Source organism: Nocardia sp. 2TAF39 (assembly GCF_052114905.1).
Lineage (GTDB): Bacteria > Actinomycetota > Actinomycetes > Mycobacteriales > Mycobacteriaceae > Nocardia.
Genome location: NZ_JBFRFQ010000001.1, coordinates 90899 through 113158 on the forward strand (window position 1 = coordinate 90899; position 22260 = coordinate 113158).

21 protein-coding genes are annotated in these 22260 nt (G+C 67.0%); 9 read left to right on the forward strand and 12 right to left on the reverse strand.

Annotated elements, in window-relative coordinates:
- The first annotated feature begins 91 nt into the window (after positions 1 to 91).
- Positions 92 to 1198: a PQQ-dependent sugar dehydrogenase gene (locus tag AB4Z47_RS00435; RefSeq protein WP_441947131.1), complete on the forward strand. Its 1107-nt coding sequence runs from the start codon at positions 92 to 94 to the stop codon at positions 1196 to 1198.
- A gap of 205 nt (positions 1199 to 1403) precedes the next feature.
- Here the strand turns inward: AB4Z47_RS00435 and AB4Z47_RS00440 are convergent, their stop codons facing one another.
- A complete protein-coding gene (locus tag AB4Z47_RS00440; RefSeq protein ID WP_441947132.1) occupies positions 1404 to 2291 on the reverse strand; it encodes a LysR family transcriptional regulator in 888 nt (295 codons plus the stop codon).
- Positions 2292 to 2370: 79 nt separating this feature from the next.
- Here AB4Z47_RS00440 and AB4Z47_RS00445 point away from each other — a divergent pair, with 79 nt between their 5' ends.
- The 3 genes from AB4Z47_RS00445 (at position 2371) to AB4Z47_RS00455 (ending at position 4971) form a co-directional block, all read left to right on the forward strand.
- Positions 2371 to 3321: an EamA family transporter gene (locus tag AB4Z47_RS00445; RefSeq protein WP_441947133.1), complete on the forward strand. Its 951-nt coding sequence runs from the start codon at positions 2371 to 2373 to the stop codon at positions 3319 to 3321.
- Positions 3318 to 3950: an NAD(P)-dependent oxidoreductase gene (locus AB4Z47_RS00450; RefSeq protein WP_441947134.1), complete on the forward strand. Its 633-nt coding sequence runs from the start codon at positions 3318 to 3320 to the stop codon at positions 3948 to 3950. The genes AB4Z47_RS00445 and AB4Z47_RS00450 overlap by 4 nt, the downstream gene beginning before the upstream one ends.
- An 82-nt stretch (positions 3951 to 4032) precedes the next feature.
- Positions 4033 to 4971 (forward strand): SMP-30/gluconolactonase/LRE family protein, encoded by a 939-nt coding sequence (locus tag AB4Z47_RS00455; protein WP_441947135.1) that lies wholly within the window; start codon positions 4033 to 4035, stop codon positions 4969 to 4971.
- Between the two features lie 8 nt (positions 4972 to 4979).
- Here AB4Z47_RS00455 and gatB read toward each other — a convergent pair whose 3' ends face one another.
- From gatB to AB4Z47_RS00485, 6 genes are all read right to left on the reverse strand, one after another.
- Positions 4980 to 6485 (reverse strand): Asp-tRNA(Asn)/Glu-tRNA(Gln) amidotransferase subunit GatB, encoded by a 1506-nt coding sequence (gene gatB / locus AB4Z47_RS00460; protein ID WP_441947136.1) that lies wholly within the window; start codon positions 6483 to 6485, stop codon positions 4980 to 4982.
- A gap of 65 nt (positions 6486 to 6550) precedes the next feature.
- Positions 6551 to 7933, reverse strand: coding sequence for an alpha/beta hydrolase family protein (locus AB4Z47_RS00465; RefSeq protein WP_441947137.1), 1383 nt, complete (start codon positions 7931 to 7933; stop codon positions 6551 to 6553).
- 106 nt (positions 7934 to 8039) lie between these two features.
- Positions 8040 to 8447, reverse strand: a complete 408-nt coding sequence (locus AB4Z47_RS00470) for a type II toxin-antitoxin system VapC family toxin (protein ID WP_441947138.1) — start codon at positions 8445 to 8447, stop codon at positions 8040 to 8042.
- Positions 8437 to 8694, reverse strand: coding sequence for a type II toxin-antitoxin system Phd/YefM family antitoxin (locus tag AB4Z47_RS00475; protein WP_441947140.1), 258 nt, complete (start codon positions 8692 to 8694; stop codon positions 8437 to 8439). The genes AB4Z47_RS00470 and AB4Z47_RS00475 overlap by 11 nt, the downstream gene beginning before the upstream one ends.
- Before the next feature lie 79 nt (positions 8695 to 8773).
- Positions 8774 to 9808, reverse strand: a complete 1035-nt coding sequence (locus AB4Z47_RS00480; protein WP_441947141.1) for an ATP-dependent 6-phosphofructokinase — start codon at positions 9806 to 9808, stop codon at positions 8774 to 8776.
- 125 nt (positions 9809 to 9933) lie between these two features.
- Positions 9934 to 10719 carry a hypothetical protein gene (locus AB4Z47_RS00485; protein WP_441947142.1) on the reverse strand — a complete coding sequence of 262 codons (786 nt, stop codon included), beginning with the start codon at positions 10717 to 10719 and terminating at the stop codon, positions 9934 to 9936.
- 291 nt (positions 10720 to 11010) lie between these two features.
- Between AB4Z47_RS00485 and AB4Z47_RS00490 the strand changes: the two genes are divergently transcribed.
- The 5 genes from AB4Z47_RS00490 to AB4Z47_RS00510 all read left to right on the forward strand — a co-directional run bounded on the left by AB4Z47_RS00490 (position 11011) and on the right by AB4Z47_RS00510 (position 17133).
- Entirely contained in the window at positions 11011 to 12216 is a 1206-nt protein-coding gene (locus AB4Z47_RS00490) for a helix-turn-helix domain-containing protein (RefSeq protein ID WP_441947143.1), read from the forward strand.
- Positions 12217 to 12360: 144 nt separating this feature from the next.
- Complete coding sequence (lpdA, locus tag AB4Z47_RS00495) at positions 12361 to 13809, forward strand: dihydrolipoyl dehydrogenase (protein ID WP_441947144.1); 1449 nt, start codon at positions 12361 to 12363, stop codon at positions 13807 to 13809.
- Between the two features lie 11 nt (positions 13810 to 13820).
- Entirely contained in the window at positions 13821 to 14864 is a 1044-nt protein-coding gene (gene pdhA / locus AB4Z47_RS00500) for a pyruvate dehydrogenase (acetyl-transferring) E1 component subunit alpha (protein WP_441947145.1), read from the forward strand.
- A gap of 40 nt (positions 14865 to 14904) precedes the next feature.
- Positions 14905 to 15891: an alpha-ketoacid dehydrogenase subunit beta gene (locus AB4Z47_RS00505; protein ID WP_441947323.1), complete on the forward strand. Its 987-nt coding sequence runs from the start codon at positions 14905 to 14907 to the stop codon at positions 15889 to 15891.
- An 18-nt stretch (positions 15892 to 15909) separates the two neighbouring features.
- A complete protein-coding gene (locus tag AB4Z47_RS00510; protein ID WP_441947146.1) occupies positions 15910 to 17133 on the forward strand; it encodes a dihydrolipoamide acetyltransferase family protein in 1224 nt (407 codons plus the stop codon).
- 78 nt (positions 17134 to 17211) lie between these two features.
- On the opposite strand, the gene AB4Z47_RS00515 is transcribed toward AB4Z47_RS00510, so the two are convergent.
- The 5 genes from AB4Z47_RS00515 to AB4Z47_RS00535 all read right to left on the reverse strand — a co-directional run bounded on the left by AB4Z47_RS00515 (position 17212) and on the right by AB4Z47_RS00535 (position 21603).
- Positions 17212 to 18288, reverse strand: a complete 1077-nt coding sequence (locus AB4Z47_RS00515) for a magnesium and cobalt transport protein CorA (protein ID WP_441947147.1) — start codon at positions 18286 to 18288, stop codon at positions 17212 to 17214.
- A 106-nt stretch (positions 18289 to 18394) separates the two neighbouring features.
- Entirely contained in the window at positions 18395 to 20335 is a 1941-nt protein-coding gene (locus tag AB4Z47_RS00520; protein ID WP_441947148.1) for a potassium transporter Kup, read from the reverse strand.
- 187 nt (positions 20336 to 20522) lie between these two features.
- Positions 20523 to 20681: a hypothetical protein gene (locus tag AB4Z47_RS00525; RefSeq protein ID WP_441947149.1), complete on the reverse strand. Its 159-nt coding sequence runs from the start codon at positions 20679 to 20681 to the stop codon at positions 20523 to 20525.
- An 18-nt stretch (positions 20682 to 20699) separates the two neighbouring features.
- Entirely contained in the window at positions 20700 to 21008 is a 309-nt protein-coding gene (locus AB4Z47_RS00530) for a DUF3467 domain-containing protein (RefSeq protein ID WP_441947150.1), read from the reverse strand.
- Positions 21009 to 21099: 91 nt separating this feature from the next.
- Positions 21100 to 21603, reverse strand: coding sequence for a hypothetical protein (locus AB4Z47_RS00535; RefSeq protein ID WP_441947152.1), 504 nt, complete (start codon positions 21601 to 21603; stop codon positions 21100 to 21102).
- Between the last annotated feature and the right edge of the window lie 657 nt (positions 21604 to 22260).

The following is a 22260-nucleotide window of genomic DNA, read 5'->3' on the forward strand; positions in this document are numbered from 1 at the left end:
GTGGGGCGTGTGTACGGCACGGCGTGTCAGTGCGCGGGCAACAGCCACCCGGCGGGGGCGCGCGTGACGGTATTTCCGTAACGTCTGAGCTATGAGTTTCGTTGTCGTGGGCCGCGTCGCGGCGAGCTTGGCGCTCGCCTCCGCCCTGCTGACCGGTTGCGCCCGGTTCGACGATTCGGCGTCCAGCCCGTTCACCCCGGAACCGACACTGCACGGGGCCGAAATCAACCCCAAGAAGCCGAGCCAGCCACCTACCTCGACCACCCGGCCGAGTGGGCCGTGCATCGATCCGGACCCGGCGGTGGTGGCGACCTGCCTGGACACCACGGGTGGTCTGGTCATTCTCGGCGACGGTGCCCTGGTCGCCGAGCGACGGACCGGACGCATCCTCAAGGTGGCCCCGGACCAGCAACCGGTGGAGATCGCCGAGCTGGACGTGGACGGTTCGACCGACGGCGGGCTCAGCGACATCGCGCTCTCCCCCACCTATCGCGAAGACGGGTTGATGTATGCCTACATCACCACTGCCAGCGACAACCGGGTGGTCCGCATCGCGGAGGGCGGCCCGCCCAAGGACATTCTGACCGGAATCCCGAAGGGCTCCAGCGGAAATCGTGGCGCGATCGAGTTCGCCTCGCCCGACCAGATGCTCGTGCTGACCGGGAACGCGGGCGACCCAGGCGCCGCGGCCTCCACATCCTCGCTCGCGGGCAAACTGCTGCGCGTGAACTCTCCGGCGGCGGGCCGTACACCGGCTCCCGAGATCGCCGTCTCGGGCATCGGGATCGTCGGGGACGTCTGCCACGCCGGCGCGGACAGCATCTGGATCACCGACCGCACCCCCACCGAGGACCGGCTGCAGCGGGTAGACGGCGCAGGCGCGGTCACCACCGCGTGGACCTGGCCCGACCGGCCCGGTGTCGCCGGCTGCGCGGCGGCCGTCGACGGTGTCGCGATCTCGCTGACCCACGCGAAGGCCCTCGCCATCGCGGCCGCCGACCCGAATACCCACGCGGTCACCGCAGCGCCGACCTTGCTGGCGCAGGACAAGTACGGGCAGCTCGGCGGCGCGGCGGCCGGCGCCGATGGCACCGTCTGGGTGACCACGGTCAACAAGACCGACGGACAGCCGGGCCCCTTCGACGACCGCGTCGTCCGCATCCCACCGCCGCAGGCCGGTGGCGGCGGACCGGACTGAGTCTTCGGCCGCGCGGGCGCGGCGTGTTCGCGGCCCCCTTATGGCTCGCGTCCGAGCGACCGCCGCTGGCGACTTCGTCGCGGACGCGGCGGCCACTCGGAAGCGAGCCGGGCCGCGAACGGGGATTGCTCGGTCTCGCTCTCTCACGAAAAGCCAGCCCGATTTCGTCGACGACCTCGCATGAGGCAGCGTGCCGCGGGACGCTTCAGGAGTCGCCCGAATCCTGCGCTGCGATGCCGAGAACGGTGAGGAAAGCGGTTGCTGCGGGCGGGCGGCTGCGGCTCCAGATGACGTATTCGACACGAGCCGGTGCGTCGATGACCTCTATGGTGACTACGCCCTCGAGCTGAGGCGCGTAGGCGGAGGGAAGCATGGCTACGGCGAGGCCGGGGCGGACGAGTCGAGCGATGTAGTCCGCGCTGGTCACTTCGAAGGCCACGTCGCGGTCGAGACCGGCGGCCGCGAACGCTTGGTCGGATTGGAGACGTCCGGCGGTCCCGGCCGGAAGGTCCACGAAGACCTCGGAGGAAAGCCTGCGAAGGTGGACCGTCGCCGCACCGGCGAGGGAATGGTCCGGTGCGACCACGGCGACGAGCCGGTCACGAGCGAGTTCGTGGGCGACCACACCTCGTGGTCGAGCCGTGGTCGGCAATCCGAGGAAAGCCACGTCGATGGCTCCTTGCTCGACTCGCTCGACGAGGTCTTCGCTCGCGCCCACCCGCAGGCTGATGCGCACGTGCGGGTACCGCCGGCGGAAGTCACGCAGTGCATCCGGGATGTCGACCGCGGCGACGGTGGGGATCAGTCCCACGGCGAGCCGCCCACGTACCTCTCCGACCGCCGCGGCGACCTCTGCCGCCGCGCGCTCGGCGGCGTCCAGGCACTGGCGGGCGGCCGGGAGGAAAGCCGCACCGGCAGGTGTCAGGCGGACCCGGCGGCTGGTGCGCTCGAAGAGTCTCGCGCCCAGTTCCCGTTCCAAGCGCGCGATCTGGTGACTCAGCGCGGACTGGACCACCAGGCATCGCTCGGCGGCCCGAGTGAAGCTGTTCGTCTCGGCGACGGCGACGACGTAGCGCATCTGCTGAAGCTCCATGGATCAATCGTGTATCACGATCGATGAAGTGACAAACATGTGTTGGACTCATTGATCGCCGACGGGCGAGACTTCGAATGTGAAAAGTCCAGCAATACAGATGGTTTCCGGCGGAGCCGGCAGCGACGCACCCCTCGGAAATCTGCCTCGCACCGTCCTGACGGCGCTCGCTCCCGCGTCATGGGGCACGACATACGTCGTCACCACCGAGCTTCTTCCAGCGGGACACCCGCTCTTCGCAGGACTCCTGCGCGCGTTGCCCGCAGGGTTGATCGCCATGGCGCTCACGCGAACGCTGCCGCGGGGACTCTGGTGGGGCAAAGCCGCGGTGCTGGGCGTACTCAACATCGGGCTGCTCTTCCCGCTGTTGTTCCTCGCCGCCGAACGCCTACCGGGCGGTGTGGCCGCGACCTTGGCGGCGGCACAACCGCTCGTCGTAGCCGCCCTGGCCGTGGCCGTCCTGGACGAGAGCCCCTCCGCGTGGCGCCTCGTCTGGGGCGCGATCGGGCTCGTCGGCGTCGCCTTGGTGGTGATCGTGCCGGACGCGACATTCGACCTCGCCGGGATCGTGGCGGGTATTGCCGCCGCGGCCTCGATGGCGCTCGGTCTGACGCTCACGAAAAAGTGGGGACGGCCCGCCGAGGCCGGCCCCACCGTATTCGCCGGCTGGCAACTCACCGCGGGAGGCCTGTTCATGCTGCCCCTCACGTTTCTGGTCGAGGGCCCGCCTCCCGCGATCGATCCGCCTGCTGCCCTCGGCTACCTCTGGCTAGGACTGGTCGGCGGTCTGATCGCCTATGTCCTCTGGTTCTGCGGCATCGGTACGTTGCCTGTCACCTCGGTCACGGTTCTCGTCCTGCTCTCGCCGCTGGTCGCGGCGGTTCTCGGTGCCATCCTGCTCGGTCAGACGCTCGGCCCGACCCAACTCGTCGGTTTCGGGCTCGCGCTCGCCGCGATCGTCGCGGGACAGCTTCCCGTGCCCAGTCGCTCAGCCAACGTTGTTTCGACACCCGAAGGAATACTGAAATGAAGATCGCCGTCGTCGGAGCCAACGGCATGGTCGGCTCACGCGTCGTCGACGAAGCCGTAAACCGCGGCCATGAGATCGTCTCCATCTTCCGGAAAAAGCCGTCGACCGCCCTGCCTCCCGGGGTGACCGCAGTCGAAGGCGACGCGAACGATTCCGTCCGAATGAGTGGACTGTTCCATGGCGCGGACGCGATCGTGGCCGCCACCCGGCCGGCTCTCGGGCAGGAACACACCGTCACGGCGACTACGATTGCGCTGCTGGACGCGGCCACGACTACCCGGACGCGCATACTCGTCGTCGGCGGCGCCGCCCCTCTCCGGATTCCGGGGCACCCCGATCGGCTCGTTCTCGACAGTCCGGAATACGTACCGCAAGCAATCCGCACCATCGCCGCCGCCAGCGTCACGCAATGGGAAACCTGTCGGGCGCATCCGGCCGACTGGGTCTATCTCAGCCCACCCGCCCTTCTCGAACCCGGACAGCGCACCGGAATGTATCGACGCGGCACCACCACACTCGTCACGGGCGCCGACGGCGCGTCGCGGATCTCGGCGGAAGATCTCGCCGTTGCCGTCCTGGACGAGCTCGAGAATCCACAGGAAAGCAGGCATTTCACTGTCGGCTACTGAGCGCGAACCCGCTCCGGACTGCCGCACGTCATCCGGAATCGGATGATCCGCCGACCACCAGGACCATAGAGGGAACGATGAGATGAAGCGAGTCCTCGCGATTTCGGCCGCGCTCGCCTGCCTCGGCGCTACCGCGCTGGTATCCACCGACCGGACGGCGGCACATCGTCCGGTTGTTACCACGATCGACCTGCCCGCCGGGTTCCAGCCGGAGGGTATCGCGATCGGGTCGCAGCCGGTGGCCTACTTCGGCTCGCGAGCCGACGGCTCCATCTACCGCGCCGACCTGGTAACCGGGCGCGGCGACATGCTGAGCCCCGGGCCGGGTACGCCGGCGCTCGGGCTCCGCATCGACCACCGCGGCCGGCTGTTCGTCGCCGGGGGCACCGAAGGAGACGCCCGCGTCGTGGACACTGGCACGGGCGCGGTGCTGGCTACCTACCGGCTCGGAACTCCGCCGGACACGTTCGTCAACGACGTGGTGCTCACGCCTACGGGCGCGTGGTTCACCGACTCCCGGGCGCCGATGCTCTACCACCTGCCCTTCGGTGACGACGAGGCTCTGCCGCCGCCCACGGCGGTGGTGCGACGCCGGCTGACCGGCGACATCGGATACGAGCCCGGAGCGATCAACGCCAACGGGATCGTGCACACGCCGGACGGCACCGGACTGATCATCATGCAGTCGGTGACCGGCCGACTGTTCCGCGTCGACCCGGCTACCGGCGTGACGCGGCAGATCGACCTCGGCGCCGAGGCGCTGCCCGGCGGCGACGGACTGCTCTTGCGCGGCAGCACATTGTTCGTCGTCCAGAACCGGTCCAACGCGATCGCCGTCGTCGCGCTCGATCCCGCGGGCACGGCAGGCACGGTGGAACGGCGCGTCACCGACCCGCGCTTCGACGTACCGACGACCGTCGCCGCCTTCGGCGAACACCTGTACCTGCCGAACGCCCGCTACACCACGCCGCCCATGTCGACCACGCCCTACACCTCCGTCGCGGTCGATCGACCACGATGAAGGGGCCCCTAGTTGCAGGCAGCGAGGACGAGCTCGCGGACTCGGGCCGCGTCGGCTCGGCCCCGGGTCGCCTTCATGACGTCGCCGACGATCTTGCCCGCGGCCTGCACCTTGCCGGAGCGGATCTTGTCTGCGATGTCAGGGTTGGCGGCGAGGGCCTTTTCGACCTCGGCCTGCAGGGCGCTGTCGTCGCTGACCATGCCGAGACCTTTGGCCTCGACGATCTGCGCCGGGTCGCCCTCTCCGGCCAGCACGTGGTCGACGACCTGCTTGGCGACCTTGTTGTTGACCGTCTTCGCCTCGACCAGCTTGATCACCTCGGCGACCTGAGCCGGGGTGATCGGCAGGTCCTCCAGCGCGACGTCGCGTTCCTTGGCCTTCTCGGTGAGGTAGGCGACCCACCAGGAGCGCGCCTCGTTGGCCGGAGCGCCCGCGTCGACGGTCGCGATGATGAGGTCGAGGGCGCCCGCGTTGACCAGGTCGCGCATCACCTCGTCGGACAGGCCCCACTCGGACTGGATGCGGGCGCGGCGCAGCCACGGGTACTCCGGGATGGTGCCGCGCAGCTGTTCCACCAAGTCCGCCGCGGGCGCGACCGGCTCCAAATCGGGCTCCGGGAAGTAGCGGTAGTCCTCGGCGGTCTCCTTGCGACGGCCGGGCGAGGTGGTGCCGTCGGCCTCGTGGAAGTGCCGGGTCTCCTGAACGATTGTGCCGCCGCCTGCGAGAATCGCCGCCTGTCTGCGCATTTCGAAACGCACCGCCACCTCGACGCTCCTGAGCGAGTTGACGTTCTTGGTCTCGGTACGGGTGCCGAATTCCGTTGCGCCGACCGGCATCAGCGAAACGTTCGCATCGCAGCGCAGCGAGCCCTGCTCCATCTTGACGTCGGACACACCGAGCGCCTTCAGCAGATCACGCAAGGCGGTCACGTACGCCCGCGCCACCTCGGGAGCGCGCTCCCCCGCACCTGTGATCGGCTTGGTGACGATCTCGATCAACGGAACGCCTGCCCGGTTGTAGTCCAGCAGTGAGTGGCTGGCGCCGTGGATGCGGCCGGTCGCGCCACCGACGTGCACCGACTTGCCGGTGTCTTCCTCCATGTGCGCGCGCTCGATCTCCACGCGGAACGTGCTTCCGTCGTCGAGTACCACGTCCAGGTGCCCGTTCGTGGCTATCGGTTCGTCGTACTGGCTGATCTGGTAGTTCTTCGGCTGATCCGGGTAGAAGTAGTTCTTGCGCGCGAAACGGCCCCACGGGGTGATCGAGCAGTTCAGCGCGAGGCCGATCCGGATCGCCGACTCGACGGCCTTCTCGTTCACCACCGGCAGCGAGCCCGGCAGGCCGAGGCACACGGGGCACACCTGGGTGTTCGGCTGGGCGCCGAACTCGGTCGGGCAACCGCAGAACATCTTCGTCGCGGTGGACAGCTCGACGTGGACCTCCATGCCGAGCACCGGCTCGAACCGGGCGAGAACATCCGAGTAATCCATCAGGTCGACCGTGGGTGCGCTCATGGCCATCAGTCTAGGTAAGCGCTCCCGCTGTTTCGCAGCGGCTCTCGGCGTCCGGGAGCGGGGCACTACTTCGTCGGAACCCGCTGGTGGAGCCAACCGGTGACGTAGGTCGACACTTCAGGGGAGATGGTGGTTTCGATCGAGCTGTACTCGCTGGGTCGGCCGGTTTCGGCGGGCTGCATCAGGTGGTTGAGCCCTGGGAAGACATGGACGGTCGCGTCCGGGTCGGCGGCGAGGTGGTCGCGCATCGGCTGCTCGCTTTGAGCGGCGGGCACCTGCAGGTCTTTGCCGCCGAAGAATGCGAGCACGGGGACGCGCAGGGCGGCGAGGGCGGGAGCGGGATCGTAGGCGATGAGGGCCGCCAGATACGGCGTGATCTGTGCGCCTGCCTGCTCGTCCGGCACGCGCTGGTCGGCGGGTAGGGACTCGTTTTGCTTGCGAGCCAGCTCTTTGGCGCCGGCGAGGTCGCCCTCCTTCAGCAGCGCGGCCAGCTCGCCGGTCTGGCGCACCTGGGTGTCGACCTGGTCGGCGGGCTTGCCGTTCGCCACGGCGAGCAGGCGGGTCTGTTCGACGAGCACATCCGAGCCGGGCACGCCAGGACCGGCCATGAGGACGACGAACGCGACGCCGCTGTCCGGACGCGAGGCGACAAGTGGCGCGAGGTAGCCGCCCTCGCTGTGGCCGAGGAGTCCGACGCGGGCCGGGTCGATGTCCGGGCGGGAGCGCAGGTAGCTCACGCCCGCGGCGGCATCGTCGGACAGGTCGGTGTAGTTCGCGTCCTCCAGCTTGCCGCCGGTGCCGCCGACGCCGCGGTCGTCGGTGCGCAGCACGGCGTAGCCCGCGCGAGTGAACGTGTCGGCCAGCAGCAGGAACGGCTTGTGGCCCAGGATTTCCTCGTTGCGGTCCTGCGGACCGCTTCCGGTGATCATCAGGATGGCGGGAAACGGGCCGTTGCCCTGGGGCTCGGTCAGCGTGCCCGCGATGGAGATGTCATCACTTCGATAGGTGACGTCCTCCGACTTGTACGGGAACGGGGGCTTCGGCTCCTGCGGACGTGCGGGTGCGGCAACCTTGCCGCGTTGCAACACGAGGTCGAAACTCTTGCCGAACTGGGTGAAGTCACCGCTGATCTTGTCGGATGCCGAGTCGTACTTCCCGCGGAACACCGGGTCGCCCGGGAAGTCGGCGATGGCGAATGTCACCGAGTTCCGATCGGAGGTGACGTCTTTGAGCCGCGCGGCCGTCACCCCCTGCACCGGGATGTCGATGCTCGCGGTGCCCTTGTCGGTGAAGGTCACCCCGATTTCGAGCGGTTGACCGGGGGTCTCGATGGCGCCGTGCCAGTCGCCGGTGGTCGGCTCGGGTGGATTCGGCTCCGAACCCGAGCACCCGGCCACCAGGGCCGCAATCACGAACAGAGCCAACGCGATCAGTCGCCCAGTGCGCATGCTGCCACCGTACCGATCATCCGACGACCGCCCGCCGAACTGGCGCCAAGCGAGTGGCACCTCGCGTAAAACGGGGACCGTCATGATGTGACACTCGGCGAAGCGGTCACACCGGGACGACGGTCAGCACCTGCTCGAGCCCAAGGAAGTCTTTAGAATTGCGGGTATACAGCGGCAGGCCGTTTATCGAAGCAATCGCGCCGATCATCAGATCGAGTTTGCGTGGCTTCGGGCTTCGGCCGCCGACCGTGATCAAACTGGCCATCACTGTGAACCGTCGGGCGGCCTCCGCAGTGAAGGGCAATGCCTCAAAGGAGCTTTCGAACTCCTGGAGACGTTCGGTGCGTAACAACCGAACGGTAGCGTCGGGCGCCGCAGCCACCCCCAGCCCGAGTTCGGCGAGTGTCACGGTGCTGACCTTCGGTACAACCGGAAGATGATCGTCCGGTATCTCCTCGAAATCGATCAGCACGCACGTGTCGAGGAGGCCTGAATCCATTCGCTCACTGATCATCGAGCCGGTCTTCCCCGAAGACTGCGTCCACCTGTGCGCGTTCGTCGGCGCTGGAGCCTGCACGGGCAAAGCGAGCGAGCCGTCGCTTCAGCTCGGCGGTGGTAATCCCACGCGTCGGCACCAGCGGCCGCAGCTCGCCCACAGGACGACCATTGCGCGTGATGATGAAGTCTTCGCCCGCCTCGAGCGCATCCATAACGCCGGCACTTCCATTGCGCAGTTCGGCTTGGCTGATGGTCCTGGTCACGAGACGATGATAGCAAGCGGTGCTATTAGGAGCTATGCATGCTCGGGGGCTCGCTTCCTCCGCACAGCCCCGGACGTCGTCAACCGAAGAACGCCTCTGCCTCGCCATAGCGTTCCGTGGGTACCCGCTTGAGCTGTTTGGTGGCTTCCGACAGCGGGACGAGATCGATGGTGGTGCCGTGCAGCGCGACCATCTGGCCGAAGTGGCCTGCGTGCACCGCCTCGGCGGCGTGCAGACCGAAACGGGTGGCCAGGACCCGGTCATAGGGGGTCGGGCTGCCGCCGCGCTGCACATGACCGAGCACGGTGGTGCGAACTTCCTTGCCGATGCGCCGTTCGATCTCGACGCCGAGCTGCTGGGCGACGCCGGTGAAACGCTCGTGACCGAATTCGTCGATACCACCCTCGCGCAACGTGAATCCGGAATCCGGCGCCGGGTGCGAGCCCTCGGCGACGACGCAGATGAAGTGCTTGTCGCCGCGCTGGAACCGCCGCTTGATCATGCCGCACACCTCGTCCACGTCGAACGGGACCTCGGGCACCAGGGTCAGGTGCGCACCCGCCGCCATGCCCGCGTTGATCGCGATCCACCCCGCGTGGCGGCCCATCACCTCGACGAGCATCACACGCTGGTGCGATTCCGCCGTGGTGTGCAGCCGGTCGATCGCCTCGCTGGCGATGCTCAGCGCGGTGTCGTGGCCGAAAGTGACGTCGGTGCAGTCGATGTCGTTGTCGATGGTCTTCGGGACACCCACCACCGGGACTCCCTCGTCGGACAACCAGCTCGCGGCGGTGAGGGTGCCCTCGCCGCCGATCGGGATCAGTGCTTCGATGCCGTTGTCGTCCAGGGTCTGTTTGATCCGGCCGAGGCCCGCCAACAGCACGTCGGGGTTGGTGCGGGCGGTGCCGAGGATGGTGCCGCCCTTGGTCAGCAGACGGTCGGTGCGGTCATCGTTGTGGATCTGGATCTTTCGGTCTTCCAGTAGGCCGCGCCAGCCGTCCTCGAAGCCTACGATGGCGTCTCCGTAGCGGCCGTTCGCGGTGCGAACGACGGCGCGGATGACCGCGTTCAGTCCTGGGCAGTCTCCGCCTCCGGTCAAGACTCCGATGCGCATGGCCGCTATCTTGCCCCCTATGTCCGATCCAAGCAGCCTCGCCCCCATGAACGCCGAGTAACACTGGCCTGGTCCGATGCCCAGCAGATTGCCGCCTTCGCGTTTCCGGGCGCGACAGCCCGGGCTCAGGCCGTGCAGTCGCCGCCGGACAGCTCGTCGAGGTGCTGGGAGACGACCGTGGCCAGCTTGTCCAGAGCGTTCATGCCGTCGCTGAACGCTCCCGAATCCGGCTGCACCGCCAACGCGATCGCGATGTGCCCCGACGGGGCGGTGATGATCCCGAACTGCCGCACCAGGTAGGCGCCCGAGGTGTCCGGCCCCCAGCCGCCCTTGAACTCGGCGCCGCTCAACTCACCGAGACCCCAGCGCTGGCTGGTGACGATCTGCCCCATCAGGCTGGTCACTCGCGCGGACTGCGGCAGACAGGGCAGCCGCGAGGCGAACCGCACCTGGTCGGCCAGCGACCACTCGGCCTGGCCGAAGGCCGAATTCTCGGGACGGGCACGGGTGGCGGGCACGGTGGTCTTGGTGTCACCGCCTTCCCGCAGCACGGCCTGCACCGCCTCGGCCGCCTCCTGTCCGGTGCCGAGCGACTGCCACAGCACGTCGGCGGCGGCGTTGTCGGAGGCGGTGATCGCCGCCGACGCGGCGTAGGTCGAGGCACCCGGATTGCGCCGCAGCGCGGCGATGGTCAATGGCACCTTCATCGTCGACCACGCGGGACCGCTGGCCCAGTCGCCGAAGGAAATCAGCCGATCGCCGCCGACCGGCATGACCGCCATCCCGATATGTCCACGCACACCGGCCGCGAGCTCGGCGAAATCCGCGGCAAGCGAGCCGGGCACGGTGACGGACAGCCCCTTTTGATCGGTGCGCGCGGCGGCTTCTGTGATGGTCGGCGCGCTCGACACCGGATCATCGGCGCGGTCGGTTCCGCACCCCGACACGAGAAATGCGACAAGCGCCGCGCAGCTCAATACTTTTCGAGCCTTGCGGAATCGATCAGTGAATATATATTGGCCCATTTTCGCAGCGACCTCGTTGCACTCTCTATCTCATATGGCGTTTCGACACCGTACTTGGCCTTCTTGCCTCCTGCCCACTTTGTGGGGGAGAGAGAACCCGGCGGCCCGGTCCGCAAGGGCAGCGTGGCGGACCCGCTACTCGTGCCGGGTCGGTTGCGGGGAGTAGCGTCGAGCGGCATGGGAGCGCCGCGATCCCCTTTCTCCACAGCGGGCACACGGAAGCTGGCCGAAATGTGCCGCGCGAATGTCGCGGTGCTCACCAAGCGGCTGATGGCGGCGATCTTCACCGACAATCCGGAATGGACGGACTACACGTCGGTCCCCCGCGCGGATTTGCGCGACGGTTGCCGGCGTTATCTCACCCGGATTCTCGATTTGCTGAGCGGTGCGGCGACAGATCCGGAGTCCGACGACGTCGCGGCGTCGATCGGCAGGCACCGGGCCGAACAGGGAGTGCCGCTCGAGGCCATGCTGCGCACGTTCCGGCTGGGCGGTCGAATCGTGTGGGAAGCGTTGCTGGACAACGCCGAAACCGTCGATATCGAACCGCACGAGATCCGCGAGGCCGGTACCGCGATGTGGATGGTGATCGACGGATTGTCCTCGGCGCTGTCCACGTCCTACCGCAACACCGAACTCGAACAGGTACGCCGCGACGAGCGACGCAGGCACGCACTGATCGAGGACCTTCTCGCCGGGCGAGCCCACGACGCGACGTTCGGCGCGCGGGCGGCGCGTGAGTTGAACCTACCGGCCCACGGCGCTTACCTGGTGGTGGTCGCGGACACTCTCCCCGATGGGAGATCGGCACTCGCCGGGCCGGAAACCGTGCTGGCAGCGCTGCAGATCCGGTCGGTCTGGCACACCCGCGTGGACACCATGATCGGACTGGTGTCGCTGGAGCAGCGCGACACCTCCGCGGTGCTGCGTCATCTGCGCCCACTGACTCGCGGCAGGGCGGCGTGCTCCTCCGCTGTTCCGGGGCTCGCCGAGGTGGGCGCGGGTCATTCGCTCGCCTTGATCGCGCTGGACACGCTGCCTACCGGCTCGACCGGTCTGGTGTCACTGGACGAGCGCTACCCCGAGGCCCTGCTGGTTCGGTCCCCCGACCTGACCCGGCTACTGCTGGCCCGCAGCCTCGGCCCGGTCCTGGAGTTACCTCCCAAGGACCGCGACGTCCTGATTCAGACTCTCACGGCCTGGTTGGCGGAGAACTGCTCGGCGGCCAACGCCGCGCTGCACCTGCACTGCCATCGCAACACTGTGCTCAACCGGCTGCAGCGTATCTCCGGCCTGGTCGGTCGTCCGCTGGACGGGCAGCGGGCCTACCTCGAACTCTCGCTCGCGCTGTCGGCCCTGAAACTCCCCGACCGCACGGTCTGATTGGGCGCAGCGCCCATTCTCGCGCCGCTATTCCTGGGCTTTCGGGACATTGTTTGTGCATTCCGCGCCGACGAGACTCGTTCGCAATGCCCACGCCACAACCTCGGCGTGGCCGGATTCGTTCGAGACTGAGGAGCACCACGAGTGCCGGAATTCGATCTCTTGGTCGTCGGGGGCGGCCCGGGCGGGTACGTCGCGGCCATCCGAGCGGCGCAACGTGGCCTGTCGGTGGCCCTGGTGGAGAAGGAGCGGCCTGGCGGAGTCTGCCTGAACTGGGGCTGTATCCCGACGAAGGCGATGCTGCGCTCCGCGGAAGTGTTCCACACCGTCAGCGCCGCAGCCGATTACGGCGTATACGCAGACAATATCCGGTTCGATTTCTCCGCCGTGCGCCAGCGCAAAGACGGCATCGTCAAGGAACTCACCGATGGCGTCGCCGGTCTGCTCGCGGCCAATGGCGTCACCGTGATCGAGGGTCATGCCCGCTTCACCGGCCCCACGACCGTCGACGTTCACGAAGTGGGTCCGTCTCCGGTCGGGCCCGACGGCCCGCGCTATGCCGCCGCACCCACAACACCCATCCGGCAAGTCACCGCGCGCGACGTCGTCATCGCGACCGGATCCGTACCTGCCCGCCTGCCCGTCCCGGGAGCCGACCTGCCCGGCGTGATCACCTCCGACGGCGCATTCGGGCTGACCACGGTCCCGGACCGGCTGGTGATCGTCGGAGGCAGCGCGGTCGGCGCCGAATGGGCGAGCCTGTTCGGCACTTTCGGCAGCGAGGTCACCATCGTCGAAATGCAGGATCGCCTGGTACCTGCCGAGGACAGCGACATCGGCGCGGCCCTCGGCCGGTCCTTCGCCAAACGCGGCATCACCGTGCTGACCGGATCGACCGTCGCCTCGATCGCCCACGACGAGGCGCTGCGGGTCACCGTCGAGGGCCCGCACGCTCGCGTGCTCGAGGCCGATGTGGTGCTCGTCGGTGTCGGCCGTCGTCCCAACACCGCCGACCTCGGACTGGATCTCGCCGGAGTCGCCACGGACGAGCGCGGCTTCATCCCGGTCGACGAGCAGTTGCGCACCGGCGTCGACCACGTCTACGCGATCGGCGATGTCACCGGCCGAGCGCTGCTCGCACACGTCGCTTCGCATCAGGGTCTGACGGCCGCGGATGTCATTGCCGGACAGGACAACCGGATCGACTACACCGCGATTCCCGCGGCCACCTTCACCCATCCGGAGATCGCGAGCGTCGGCCTGACCGAGGCTGCTGCCCGCTCGGCCGGCCACCAGGTGATCACCGCTCGGTTCCCGTTCGCGGCGCTGGGCCGGGCCAAGACCTTCGGTGACACCGAGGGGTTCGTCAAAATAGTTGCCGGACAGCGCCACGGCGAGGTACTCGGTGTGCACATCATCGGCCCATCCGCCAGCGACCTGATCACCGAAGGCACCTTGGCGATCACACTCGAGGCCACCCTCGACGAACTCGCCGAAACCATCCACGCCCACCCCACCCTCGGCGAGATCGGCATGGAGGCCGCGCTTTCCGCGCTCGGCCTGCCTGTGCACGTCGCGCCCCGCAAGCGCTGAGGAGGAGCATCGTGACCGAAACAATCGAGCACACTCCCATCACTCCGACCGCAGAAGACCCCGCCACCCTGCGCGGCTACTTCCGCGACATGATGTTCGTCCGGCGGTTCGAGGAGCGCGCCGCCCAGGGCTACACCCAGGCCAAGATCGGCGGCTACTGCCACCTCAACCTCGGCGAGGAGGCCACCGTGGTCGGACTCGCCGCGGCGATGCGGCCCACCGACTACCTGTTCACCAACTACCGCGAACACGGCTACGCCATCGCCAAAGGCATCGAGCCCGGCCGTGTCATGGCCGAACTGTACGGACGCTCCACCGGCACCTCGAAGGGCTGGGGCGGTTCGATGCATATGTTCGACACCGCCTCCCGGCTGCTCGGCGGTTACGGCATCGTGGGTGGCCAGCTTCCGCTCGCCGTCGGCGCCGCCCTGGCCATCGACTACCGCGGCGACGACGACGTGGTGGTGTGTCAGATGGGCGACGGCACGACGAATATCGGCGCCTTTCACGAGTCGCTCAACCTCGCGGCGCTGTGGAACCTGCCGGTCGTGTTCGTCGTGATCAACAACCAGCTCGGCATGGGCACCAGAGTCGAGAATTCCTCCGCCGAACCGGACCTGTACAAGCGTGCCGCCGGATACCGGATGCGCGGCGAACAGGTCGACGGCGCCGATGTGCTCGCCGTGCGCGATATCGCCCGCGAACTGGTGGAAACAGCGCGACGCGAGGGCAAACCGGCGCTGCTGGAAACCATCAGCTATCGGCTCAAGGGCCATTCCGTCGTCGACCCGGCGAAGTACCGCAGCGCCGAAGATGTCGCCACCGCACGGGAATCCGATCCGGTCGCACGGTGGCGCGCGGACCTCATCGAGTCCGGTGTCCTGGACGAAACCGACGCCGCGGAGATCGAACGGTCCGTCGAGGAAGAGGTCGACGCTGCGGTGGCCTTCGCGGACGCCAGCCCGCATCCGGACCCGTCGAGCCTGTTCGACTACACCTACGCCACCCCGGTCGCGGGCGAATCCCGCAGGCTGCCCGCCGATCCGCTCTTCTGACCGCTGTAGTTTCAGACTGCTAAGGACAACCGTGCCTGTCATCACCTATCGCGAAGCGCTTCGCGAAACCTTGCGCGAGGAAATGCGGCGTGACGAGGATGTCTTCCTGATCGGGGAAGAGATCGGCGTCTTCGAAGGCTCCTACAAGATCACCGCGGGGCTGCTCGCCGAATTCGGCGAGCAGCGCGTGCGCGACACCCCGATCGCCGAAGAGGGTTTCGTCGGCGCCGCCGTCGGCGCCGCGATGCTCGGGCTGCGCCCGGTCGTCGAACTCATGACGATCAACTTCTCGCTGCTCGCGCTGGACCAGATCGTCAACCACGCCGCCAAGATCTACGGCATGTTCGGCGGCCAGACCAGCGTGCCGCTGGTCATCCGCACCCCCGGCGGCGGCGGCCAGCAACTCGGCGCGACCCACTCGCAGAACATCGAGCTCTACTACGCCTTCGTGCCCGGCCTCAAGGTGGTCGCGCCGAGCACCCCCGCCGACGCCCGAGCTCTGCTGCGCGCCGCGATCGAGGACGACGACCCCGTGCTGTTTCTGGAAAATCTCGCCCTCTACAACACCAAAGGCGAAGTGCCCGACGTTCTTCCGCCTGCCGAGATCGGCAAGGCCGCCGTCACCAGGGAAGGCACCGATATCACGCTCATCGGCTACTCTCGGATGGCGACCATCGCCACCCAGGTCGCCGAGAGACTGCACGCCGAATCCGGCATCTCGGCCGAGGTCATCGATCTGCGCAGCCTGCGGCCCTTGGATCGGGACACCATCGTGGCCTCGGTACGTAAGACCGGCTGCGCGGTGGTGGCAGAAGACGATTGGCTGACCTACGGGATCGGCGCCGAGGTCGCCGCCACCATATCCGACGGAGCGTTCGACTACCTGGACGCGCCGGTACGGCGGGTCGCCGCGGCGGAAGTTCCGCTGCCTTACGCCAAAACACTCGAACAGATCGCCCTTCCGTCCGCCGACTCCCTGCACACCGCCGCGTTGGAAACGCTGGCGGCCGTGGGCCGGCGCCGCTGAGAACCCGAGGACAATGCCATGCCAGAGATCATCATGCCCCGGCTCTCCGACACGATGGAAGACGGCGTCGTCGTCGCCTGGCTCAAACAGGTCGGTGACAAGGTCACTCGGGGCGAGATTCTCGCCGAAATCGAGACCGACAAGGCGCTGATGGAGTTGGAAGCCTACGACGACGGCGTGCTCGACCAGATCCTCGCCGAACCCGGAACGCGAGTGCCGATCGGCAGCCCGATCGCGATGCTCGGCGACGGCAGCGGCATAGCGATGAAACCCGCCCCAGCCGTCACTGTCCCGGCCACCTCTACCGAATCGACGTCGATCCCGCCGTCGCCCCGGACCACGACGGCCGCCGCAGGAGCGGCACCGGACGACCGCCGGAAGTCCTCTCCCCTGGCCCGTAAGATCGCACGTGAGCTGGGCATCGACCTCAACAGCGTGACGGGCACCGGGCCCGGCGGGCGGATCACCCGCCACGACGTGGAATCCGCCCAGCCCGCGACCGAACCCCCGGTCGCCACACCCTCGGCCGCCCCGGTGGCCGCTGCCTCCGGCGACTACGAGGAGGTGCCGCTGACCACCGTCCAGCAGGTAGCGGCCAAACGCCTGACCGAGAGCAAGCAGCAGGCCCCGCACATCTACCTGACGAGCGCGATCGACGTCACCGACCTGCTGGCCTTCCGTACCGACGTCAACAAGACACTGCAGTCGGCAGGCACCGGAAAGGTGAGCATCAACGACCTCATCGTCAAGGCCGTCGCCGTCACCCTGCGCGCCGACCCGGCGGTGAACGTCTCCTTCGACGGGGACAAGCTGTTGCGGCACCGCGGTATTCATCTCGGCGTCGCCGTCGCGATCCCAGCCGGTCTCGTCGTGCCGGTCATCCGCGACGCCGACCGAAAGAGCATCTCCGAGATCGCCGCCGAGAGCCGTGAGAAGGCCGAGCGTGCCCGCGCCCGCAAACTGCGCGCGGACGAAATGACCGGCGGCACCTTCACCATCTCCAATCTCGGGATGTTCGGCATCGAGCAATTCGCCGCCGTCATCAACCCACCCGAAGCCGCCATCCTCGCCATCGGTGCCGCCACCGACCAGCTGCACCTCGTCGACGGTGCGGTCGTCACCCGCAAGATCCTCCGCGTCACCCTTTCCGCCGATCACCGCGCCATCGACGGAGCCACCGCAGCTACCTTCCTCCGGCAGCTGAAGGACCTTCTGGAACACCCACTGCGCATCGTGACCTGAGGTCCCGCGGTATCCGTCACGAGTTGGCCGACACAGCCGTCGGTGTCGCCGCCGCGGGCTGCACCGAATCGTCAGTCGCTACAACCAATTGTTGCGGCGCAGATTGATGTACAAGGCCGTGCAGATCGTCACGATCACGACGAGAACCAGCGGATAACCCCATACCTGGTGTAATTCCGGCATGTGCTCGAAATTCATACCGTAGATCCCGGCGACCATCGTCGGCACGGCACCGATCGAGATATACGCCGTAATTTTGCGCATGTCGGTATTCTGCTGCACCGCGGTCTTGGCCAACGCGGCTCCGATCAGTGCGCTGAGCGACTCGTCGAAATCGTTGATCCGATCAGCCACGGTCGTGTGATGGTCGGCGACATCTCGCATATATCGCCGGACCTCCTTCGGCAACGGCAACTCGATGCCGCGTCCGAGCGTCTCGAGCGGAACCGCGAGCGGGTTCACCGATCGCCGTAACTCGACGACCTCACGCTTGAGCTGGTAGATCGACTCGATGGCTACCTTGCTGCGCGGTGTGAAGATCTCCTCCTCCATCGCATCGACATCGAGCTCGACCGACTGAGTGACCTCGATATACGAATCCACCACGTAATCCGCGATCGCATGCAACACCGCGCCGGGCCCGAGGCGCAGCCGATCCGAGTCGGCCTCCAACTGCTTACGCACGGTGGACAGCCCCGAATGTTCGCCGTGTCGTACCGCGACTACGAAGTCGGGCGCGGAGAAGATCAGTATTTCGCCGGTCTCGACGATCTCGCTGACACTGTGTAATTCGTGCTCTACGTAGGCGACCGTGCGCATCACCAGCACCAGCGTGTCGTCGTAGCGTTCGAGTTTCGGCCGCTGATTCGCCTTGACCGCATCCTCGACGGCCAATGCGTGGAGCCCGAACGTCTGCGCGATATCGGCCATCTGCTCCTCGTCGGGATCATGCAACCCGACCCACACGAAACCCGCACCACGCTCACGCACCTTCGCCAACGCGGCCGCATGCGTGAAACGGCCCGGCAATCGACACCCGTCGACGTACACCGCGCAATCGACAATCGCACGAGCAGTTGGAACACGGATATGCGGCGAAGACCTCCCCACCCGCCCAGAATGACGAAACGAGGGCAACGGTGGAAGAGATGGCATCGCACGATGCTACGTCGCAACCCAGTCGAGGGCTCCCCAGAACAGACCACCGGGTCGGAAGCAGCGGCTGTGACCGCACGAGGTATCCGGTCGCAGCAGCCGACTACTACACCTCGACTCGCGAACCCATGATCACAGTCCGCTCGCCCGGCAGGCCGAAGAACTCGGCAGCGTCGGCGGTGATGTAGGACGTGGCGATGAACAGGCGCTTGCGCCAGGGTGCCATCGTCCGTGCCGCGCCCTTCTTCAACTCGATCTTCGACAAGAAGTACGAGGCGTCATCGATCGCTATCTGGCCTTCGGTGTGCGCGGGGTCGAGCAGCCGCAGCGCGTCGGGGATGTTCGGCGTTTCCATGTATCCGAAATGCGCGGTCACGTGGATGATTCCGTCTTCGGCGTAGCCGAGCGCGTCGATCTCCGTGCGTTCCGCGTCCGGTATGCGCGGCACAGGCAGCGTGTCGATCGACATGATCACCACGTGTTCGTGCAGCACGCGATTGTGCTCGACGTTGGCCCGCATCGCCAGCGGCGCGGTCTGTTTACCGCGGTTGAGAAACACCGCGGTGCCCGGAATCCGCAGGAGCTGCGGCCGGTAATCCTGCAGTTGATCGACAAACACACGCAGCGACCCCTCCGCCTGCTCACGCGCACGGGTGACGATTTCGCGACCACGCTGCCAGGTTGTCATCACAGTGAACGCAGTGAGCCCGATCAGCAGCGGCAACCATGCCCCGTGCACCAACTTGGTCATGTTCGCCGACAGGAACAACAGGTCGACCACCAGCAGGGGGATGGCGCCGAGCAGGATCAGCCACAGCGGAGTGCCCCACTTGGCACGGGCGACGTAGAAGAACAGCAGCGTCGTGATGGTGATCGTCGCGGTCACCGCCATGCCGAACGCGTACGCCAGCGCCGCCGAGCTGCGGAAAGCGAACACCAGCGTGAGCACGGCCACCATCAGCACCCAGTTGATCCACGGAACGTAAATCTGTCCGATCGTCGACTCCGAGGTGTGCGCGACCCGCAACCTCGGCAGGTAACCCAACTGGGCGGCCTGCGACGCCACCGAATAGGCGCCGGTGATCACCGCCTGCGAGGCGATCACCGTCGCAGCGGTTGCCAGCAGCACCAGCGGCAGGCGCGCCCAGCCAGGGGCGAGCAGAAAGAACGGGCTGCTCGCTGCGCCCTGGTCACCGAGAAGTAGCGCACCCTGGCCGAAATAGCTCAGCACGCACGCGGGCAGCACGAGCCCCAGCCAGCCGCGGGTGATCGCCCGCCGACCGAAGTGGCCCATGTCGGCATACAGCGCCTCGGCACCGGTGACCGCGAGCACGACCGCGGCCAGCGCGAAAAAGGCGATGCCGAAGTGCCCGAACATAAAGGTCAGCGCATAGATCGGCGATAACGCCTTCAGTATTTCCGGGTGCCGGCTGATACCGGCGACACCGAAGGCGCCGATCGACGTGAACCAGATGATCATCACCGGCCCGAACAGCCGACCGACCGCCGCCGTGCCGTGGCGCTGAACCGAGAACAGCCCGACGATGATCACCGCCGTGATCGGTACGATCACGCCTTCGAACCCCGGCTCGACGACCTTCAGGCCCTCCACCGCGGACAGCACCGAAATAGCGGGAGTGATCATGCTGTCGCCGAAGAACAGCGCGGCGCCGAAGAGGCCGAGTCCGGCCAGCACCGCGGCGACCCGACCACCTCGTCCCCCACCGAGCCGCCGCAGCAGCGTGATCAGCGCCATGATCCCGCCTTCGCCATCATTGTCGGCGCGCATCACCAGGGAGACGTAAGTCAGCGTGACGATGATCATCACCGACCAGAAGATCAGCGACACCACGCCGTAGACGTTGTCCGTGGTGATCGGCACCGGGTGCGGATCAGCCGGGTTGAAAACCGTTTGAATGGTGTAAATCGGGCTGGTCCCGATGTCTCCGAACACCACGCCGAGCGCGCCGACCACGACAGCGGCCCGAACCGTTTCCCCACCACCCACCACACCGATCGGCGAACCGATCCCGGACTCTGTGCCCATGGCCTACTCCTCGTCGACGGCTCCGCACTCTATCGTGCCGTGGGCCGCCGCCGAGTCGCGGCTTCGCGGAGTCCGAGCAAGGAGTTCTCCGCGTCGACGCTGACAGACAGCGCCGACGCGGAGAAGGAGTATGGCCACGACGAGCCCGCGCGCTACGACGCAGCGGCCCCATCGAATCGCGGCGTACTCATTGGGTTGCCGCTGTGTCCGAAGGTCGCGGCGTAATGGCGGTGAGGCGGTAGCGTCGGCCGTCGATCTTGTCGGGCCGGTAGCGGATGGCGGGGTCGGTCACGACGGCCCAGTCCTGCGGGCTTGCGAGGATTGCGATGGGGCTGGATACGAGCATCGCATTTCTCCTGTTCGGTTATTCCCCGAGATGGACGATCGCGCCGAACTGGTGTTCATAGTTGCTCATGCTGTCGTTCAAGATCTGCATCAGGCGGAAGATCATCGCCGGGGGGAACTTCACCCTCGACACCACCTGAGTCGGTTGGCGCAGCACAGGCCGACCGGCGTCGTCGACACCCTGATCGGTCGGCAGGTATACGAGGAAGTCGAGCGTGAAGTCGGTGCGGTTGTACCAGCAGGTGAACCCGTTGGCGTAGGCGCCGACGCTCATTGCCTCCGGCACGATCACCTCGACGTTGGTCGGGGTTGGAGTCGGTTCGCTCATCCGCGACCGCCTTTCATGGTCGACGAAAGGAGCGCACCCAGTCGGGCGGCGGCCCCTTTCGCCGACACATCATTCAGTGACGGCAGATTGGTTAGCGCGACTGCATCTGACGTGCCTGCTGGCGAAGGTTGTGCAGCTGCATTTCCCACTGCATGGCCCGGTCCTGGGAACGGGTGGCCTGATCCTCGGCCTGCTGGGCCAACTGGCTGGCCTGGTCGGCCTGATCCTGCGCCGACTGAGCCCGCTGGTTGGACTGGTTGGCCTCGCCCTGTGCCTGCTGGGCCTGGTTCTGCGCCCGGTCGGCCTCGCCCTGGGCCTGTTGGGCCTGGTTCCCCGCCTGGATGGCTTGTTGGCGGGCCTGCTGGGCCTGCTGGTTGGCCTGGTTGGCCTCGTGCTGCGCGATCTGCGCCTGGTGCTGAACCTGACGTGTCTGGTTCTGCGCCTGCCGGGCCAGGTGCTGCGCCTGCTGGGCGTACTGACGAGCGCTCTGCGCTTCCTGCCGCGCCTCGTCGACACCGAGCCGCAGCATATCGATGTCCCGGGGGATGTCCTGGACGTCGCCGCGCTTCGCATCGCTCATCGTGTCTTGTGCCATTGAGCTTCCCTCCAAAGTTGGTTGAGTGGACAGCGTCGTTTGACCGAACCCATTGTTACCGACCAACCAGCGAATGTCAGCAACTTTTGCGCAACTTTCGGAAACGACCGCGAAACATACCGAATCCCCGATCCGGCACCGACACTCACCGCGCCCGCAGCCGCATGGGCCGCCACCGCCATCCAAGCCTGCGCAGGCTCGTCGACAGGATGCGCGATCGAGACCCGAAAGACCAACGAAGTCCGTGACCACCGCAGATAATCCGTATACACAGGAGAGAGGACTACCGACACGTGGTTCTCGCCGCGCCAACCGCCCCCCTGAGCCGAGCCAGGAAGCCGCAACCCGACGACCCTGAACCGCCCCAGGCAACCGAGTAGCACACGACGCGGAAACAGTGCCGAGACGTTCCCGCCCAAGTATTTGGCAATTTCATAGCTATCATCCGATGTTGCCATGTTCGATGTCATCGCCGAGATCGCGAATGGAAGCCGAGCTTGTCGCGACAGTTGTCGTTCGTTATCTGCGATCGTTCGCTTGTAACGTTGTGCCGCAGTATATTTCGGCGTGGCAGACGAGTTCGAACGAGGTGTGCGGGGATCCCAGGGTGTTCAGGCGATCGAAGCCGAGGCGACAGGCGCGGGCGTAACACAATTG

Excerpts from the sequence above, each read along its gene's own strand:
- AB4Z47_RS00435 (WP_441947131.1), top strand. The coding sequence starts at position 92 with ATGAGTTTCGTTGTCGTGGGCCGCGTCGCGGCGAGCTTGGCGCTCGCC.
- AB4Z47_RS00480 (WP_441947141.1), bottom strand. The coding sequence starts at position 9,808 with ATGCGCATCGGAGTCTTGACCGGAGGCGGAGACTGCCCAGGACTGAAC.
- AB4Z47_RS00455 (WP_441947135.1), top strand. The coding sequence starts at position 4,033 with ATGAAGCGAGTCCTCGCGATTTCGGCCGCGCTCGCCTGCCTCGGCGCT.
- AB4Z47_RS00450 (WP_441947134.1), top strand. The coding sequence starts at position 3,318 with ATGAAGATCGCCGTCGTCGGAGCCAACGGCATGGTCGGCTCACGCGTC.
- gatB (WP_441947136.1), bottom strand. The coding sequence starts at position 6,485 with ATGAGCGCACCCACGGTCGACCTGATGGATTACTCGGATGTTCTCGCC.
- AB4Z47_RS00490 (WP_441947143.1), top strand. The coding sequence starts at position 11,011 with ATGGGAGCGCCGCGATCCCCTTTCTCCACAGCGGGCACACGGAAGCTG.
- AB4Z47_RS00465 (WP_441947137.1), bottom strand. The coding sequence starts at position 7,933 with ATGCGCACTGGGCGACTGATCGCGTTGGCTCTGTTCGTGATTGCGGCC.
- AB4Z47_RS00440 (WP_441947132.1), bottom strand. The coding sequence starts at position 2,291 with ATGGAGCTTCAGCAGATGCGCTACGTCGTCGCCGTCGCCGAGACGAAC.
- AB4Z47_RS00520 (WP_441947148.1), bottom strand. The coding sequence starts at position 20,335 with ATGGGCACAGAGTCCGGGATCGGTTCGCCGATCGGTGTGGTGGGTGGT.
- AB4Z47_RS00510 (WP_441947146.1), top strand. The coding sequence starts at position 15,910 with ATGCCAGAGATCATCATGCCCCGGCTCTCCGACACGATGGAAGACGGC.
- AB4Z47_RS00530 (WP_441947150.1), bottom strand. The coding sequence starts at position 21,008 with ATGAGCGAACCGACTCCAACCCCGACCAACGTCGAGGTGATCGTGCCG.
- AB4Z47_RS00525 (WP_441947149.1), bottom strand. The coding sequence starts at position 20,681 with ATGCTCGTATCCAGCCCCATCGCAATCCTCGCAAGCCCGCAGGACTGG.
- AB4Z47_RS00535 (WP_441947152.1), bottom strand. The coding sequence starts at position 21,603 with ATGGCACAAGACACGATGAGCGATGCGAAGCGCGGCGACGTCCAGGAC.
- AB4Z47_RS00515 (WP_441947147.1), bottom strand. The coding sequence starts at position 18,288 with ATGCCATCTCTTCCACCGTTGCCCTCGTTTCGTCATTCTGGGCGGGTG.
- AB4Z47_RS00470 (WP_441947138.1), bottom strand. The coding sequence starts at position 8,447 with ATGATCAGTGAGCGAATGGATTCAGGCCTCCTCGACACGTGCGTGCTG.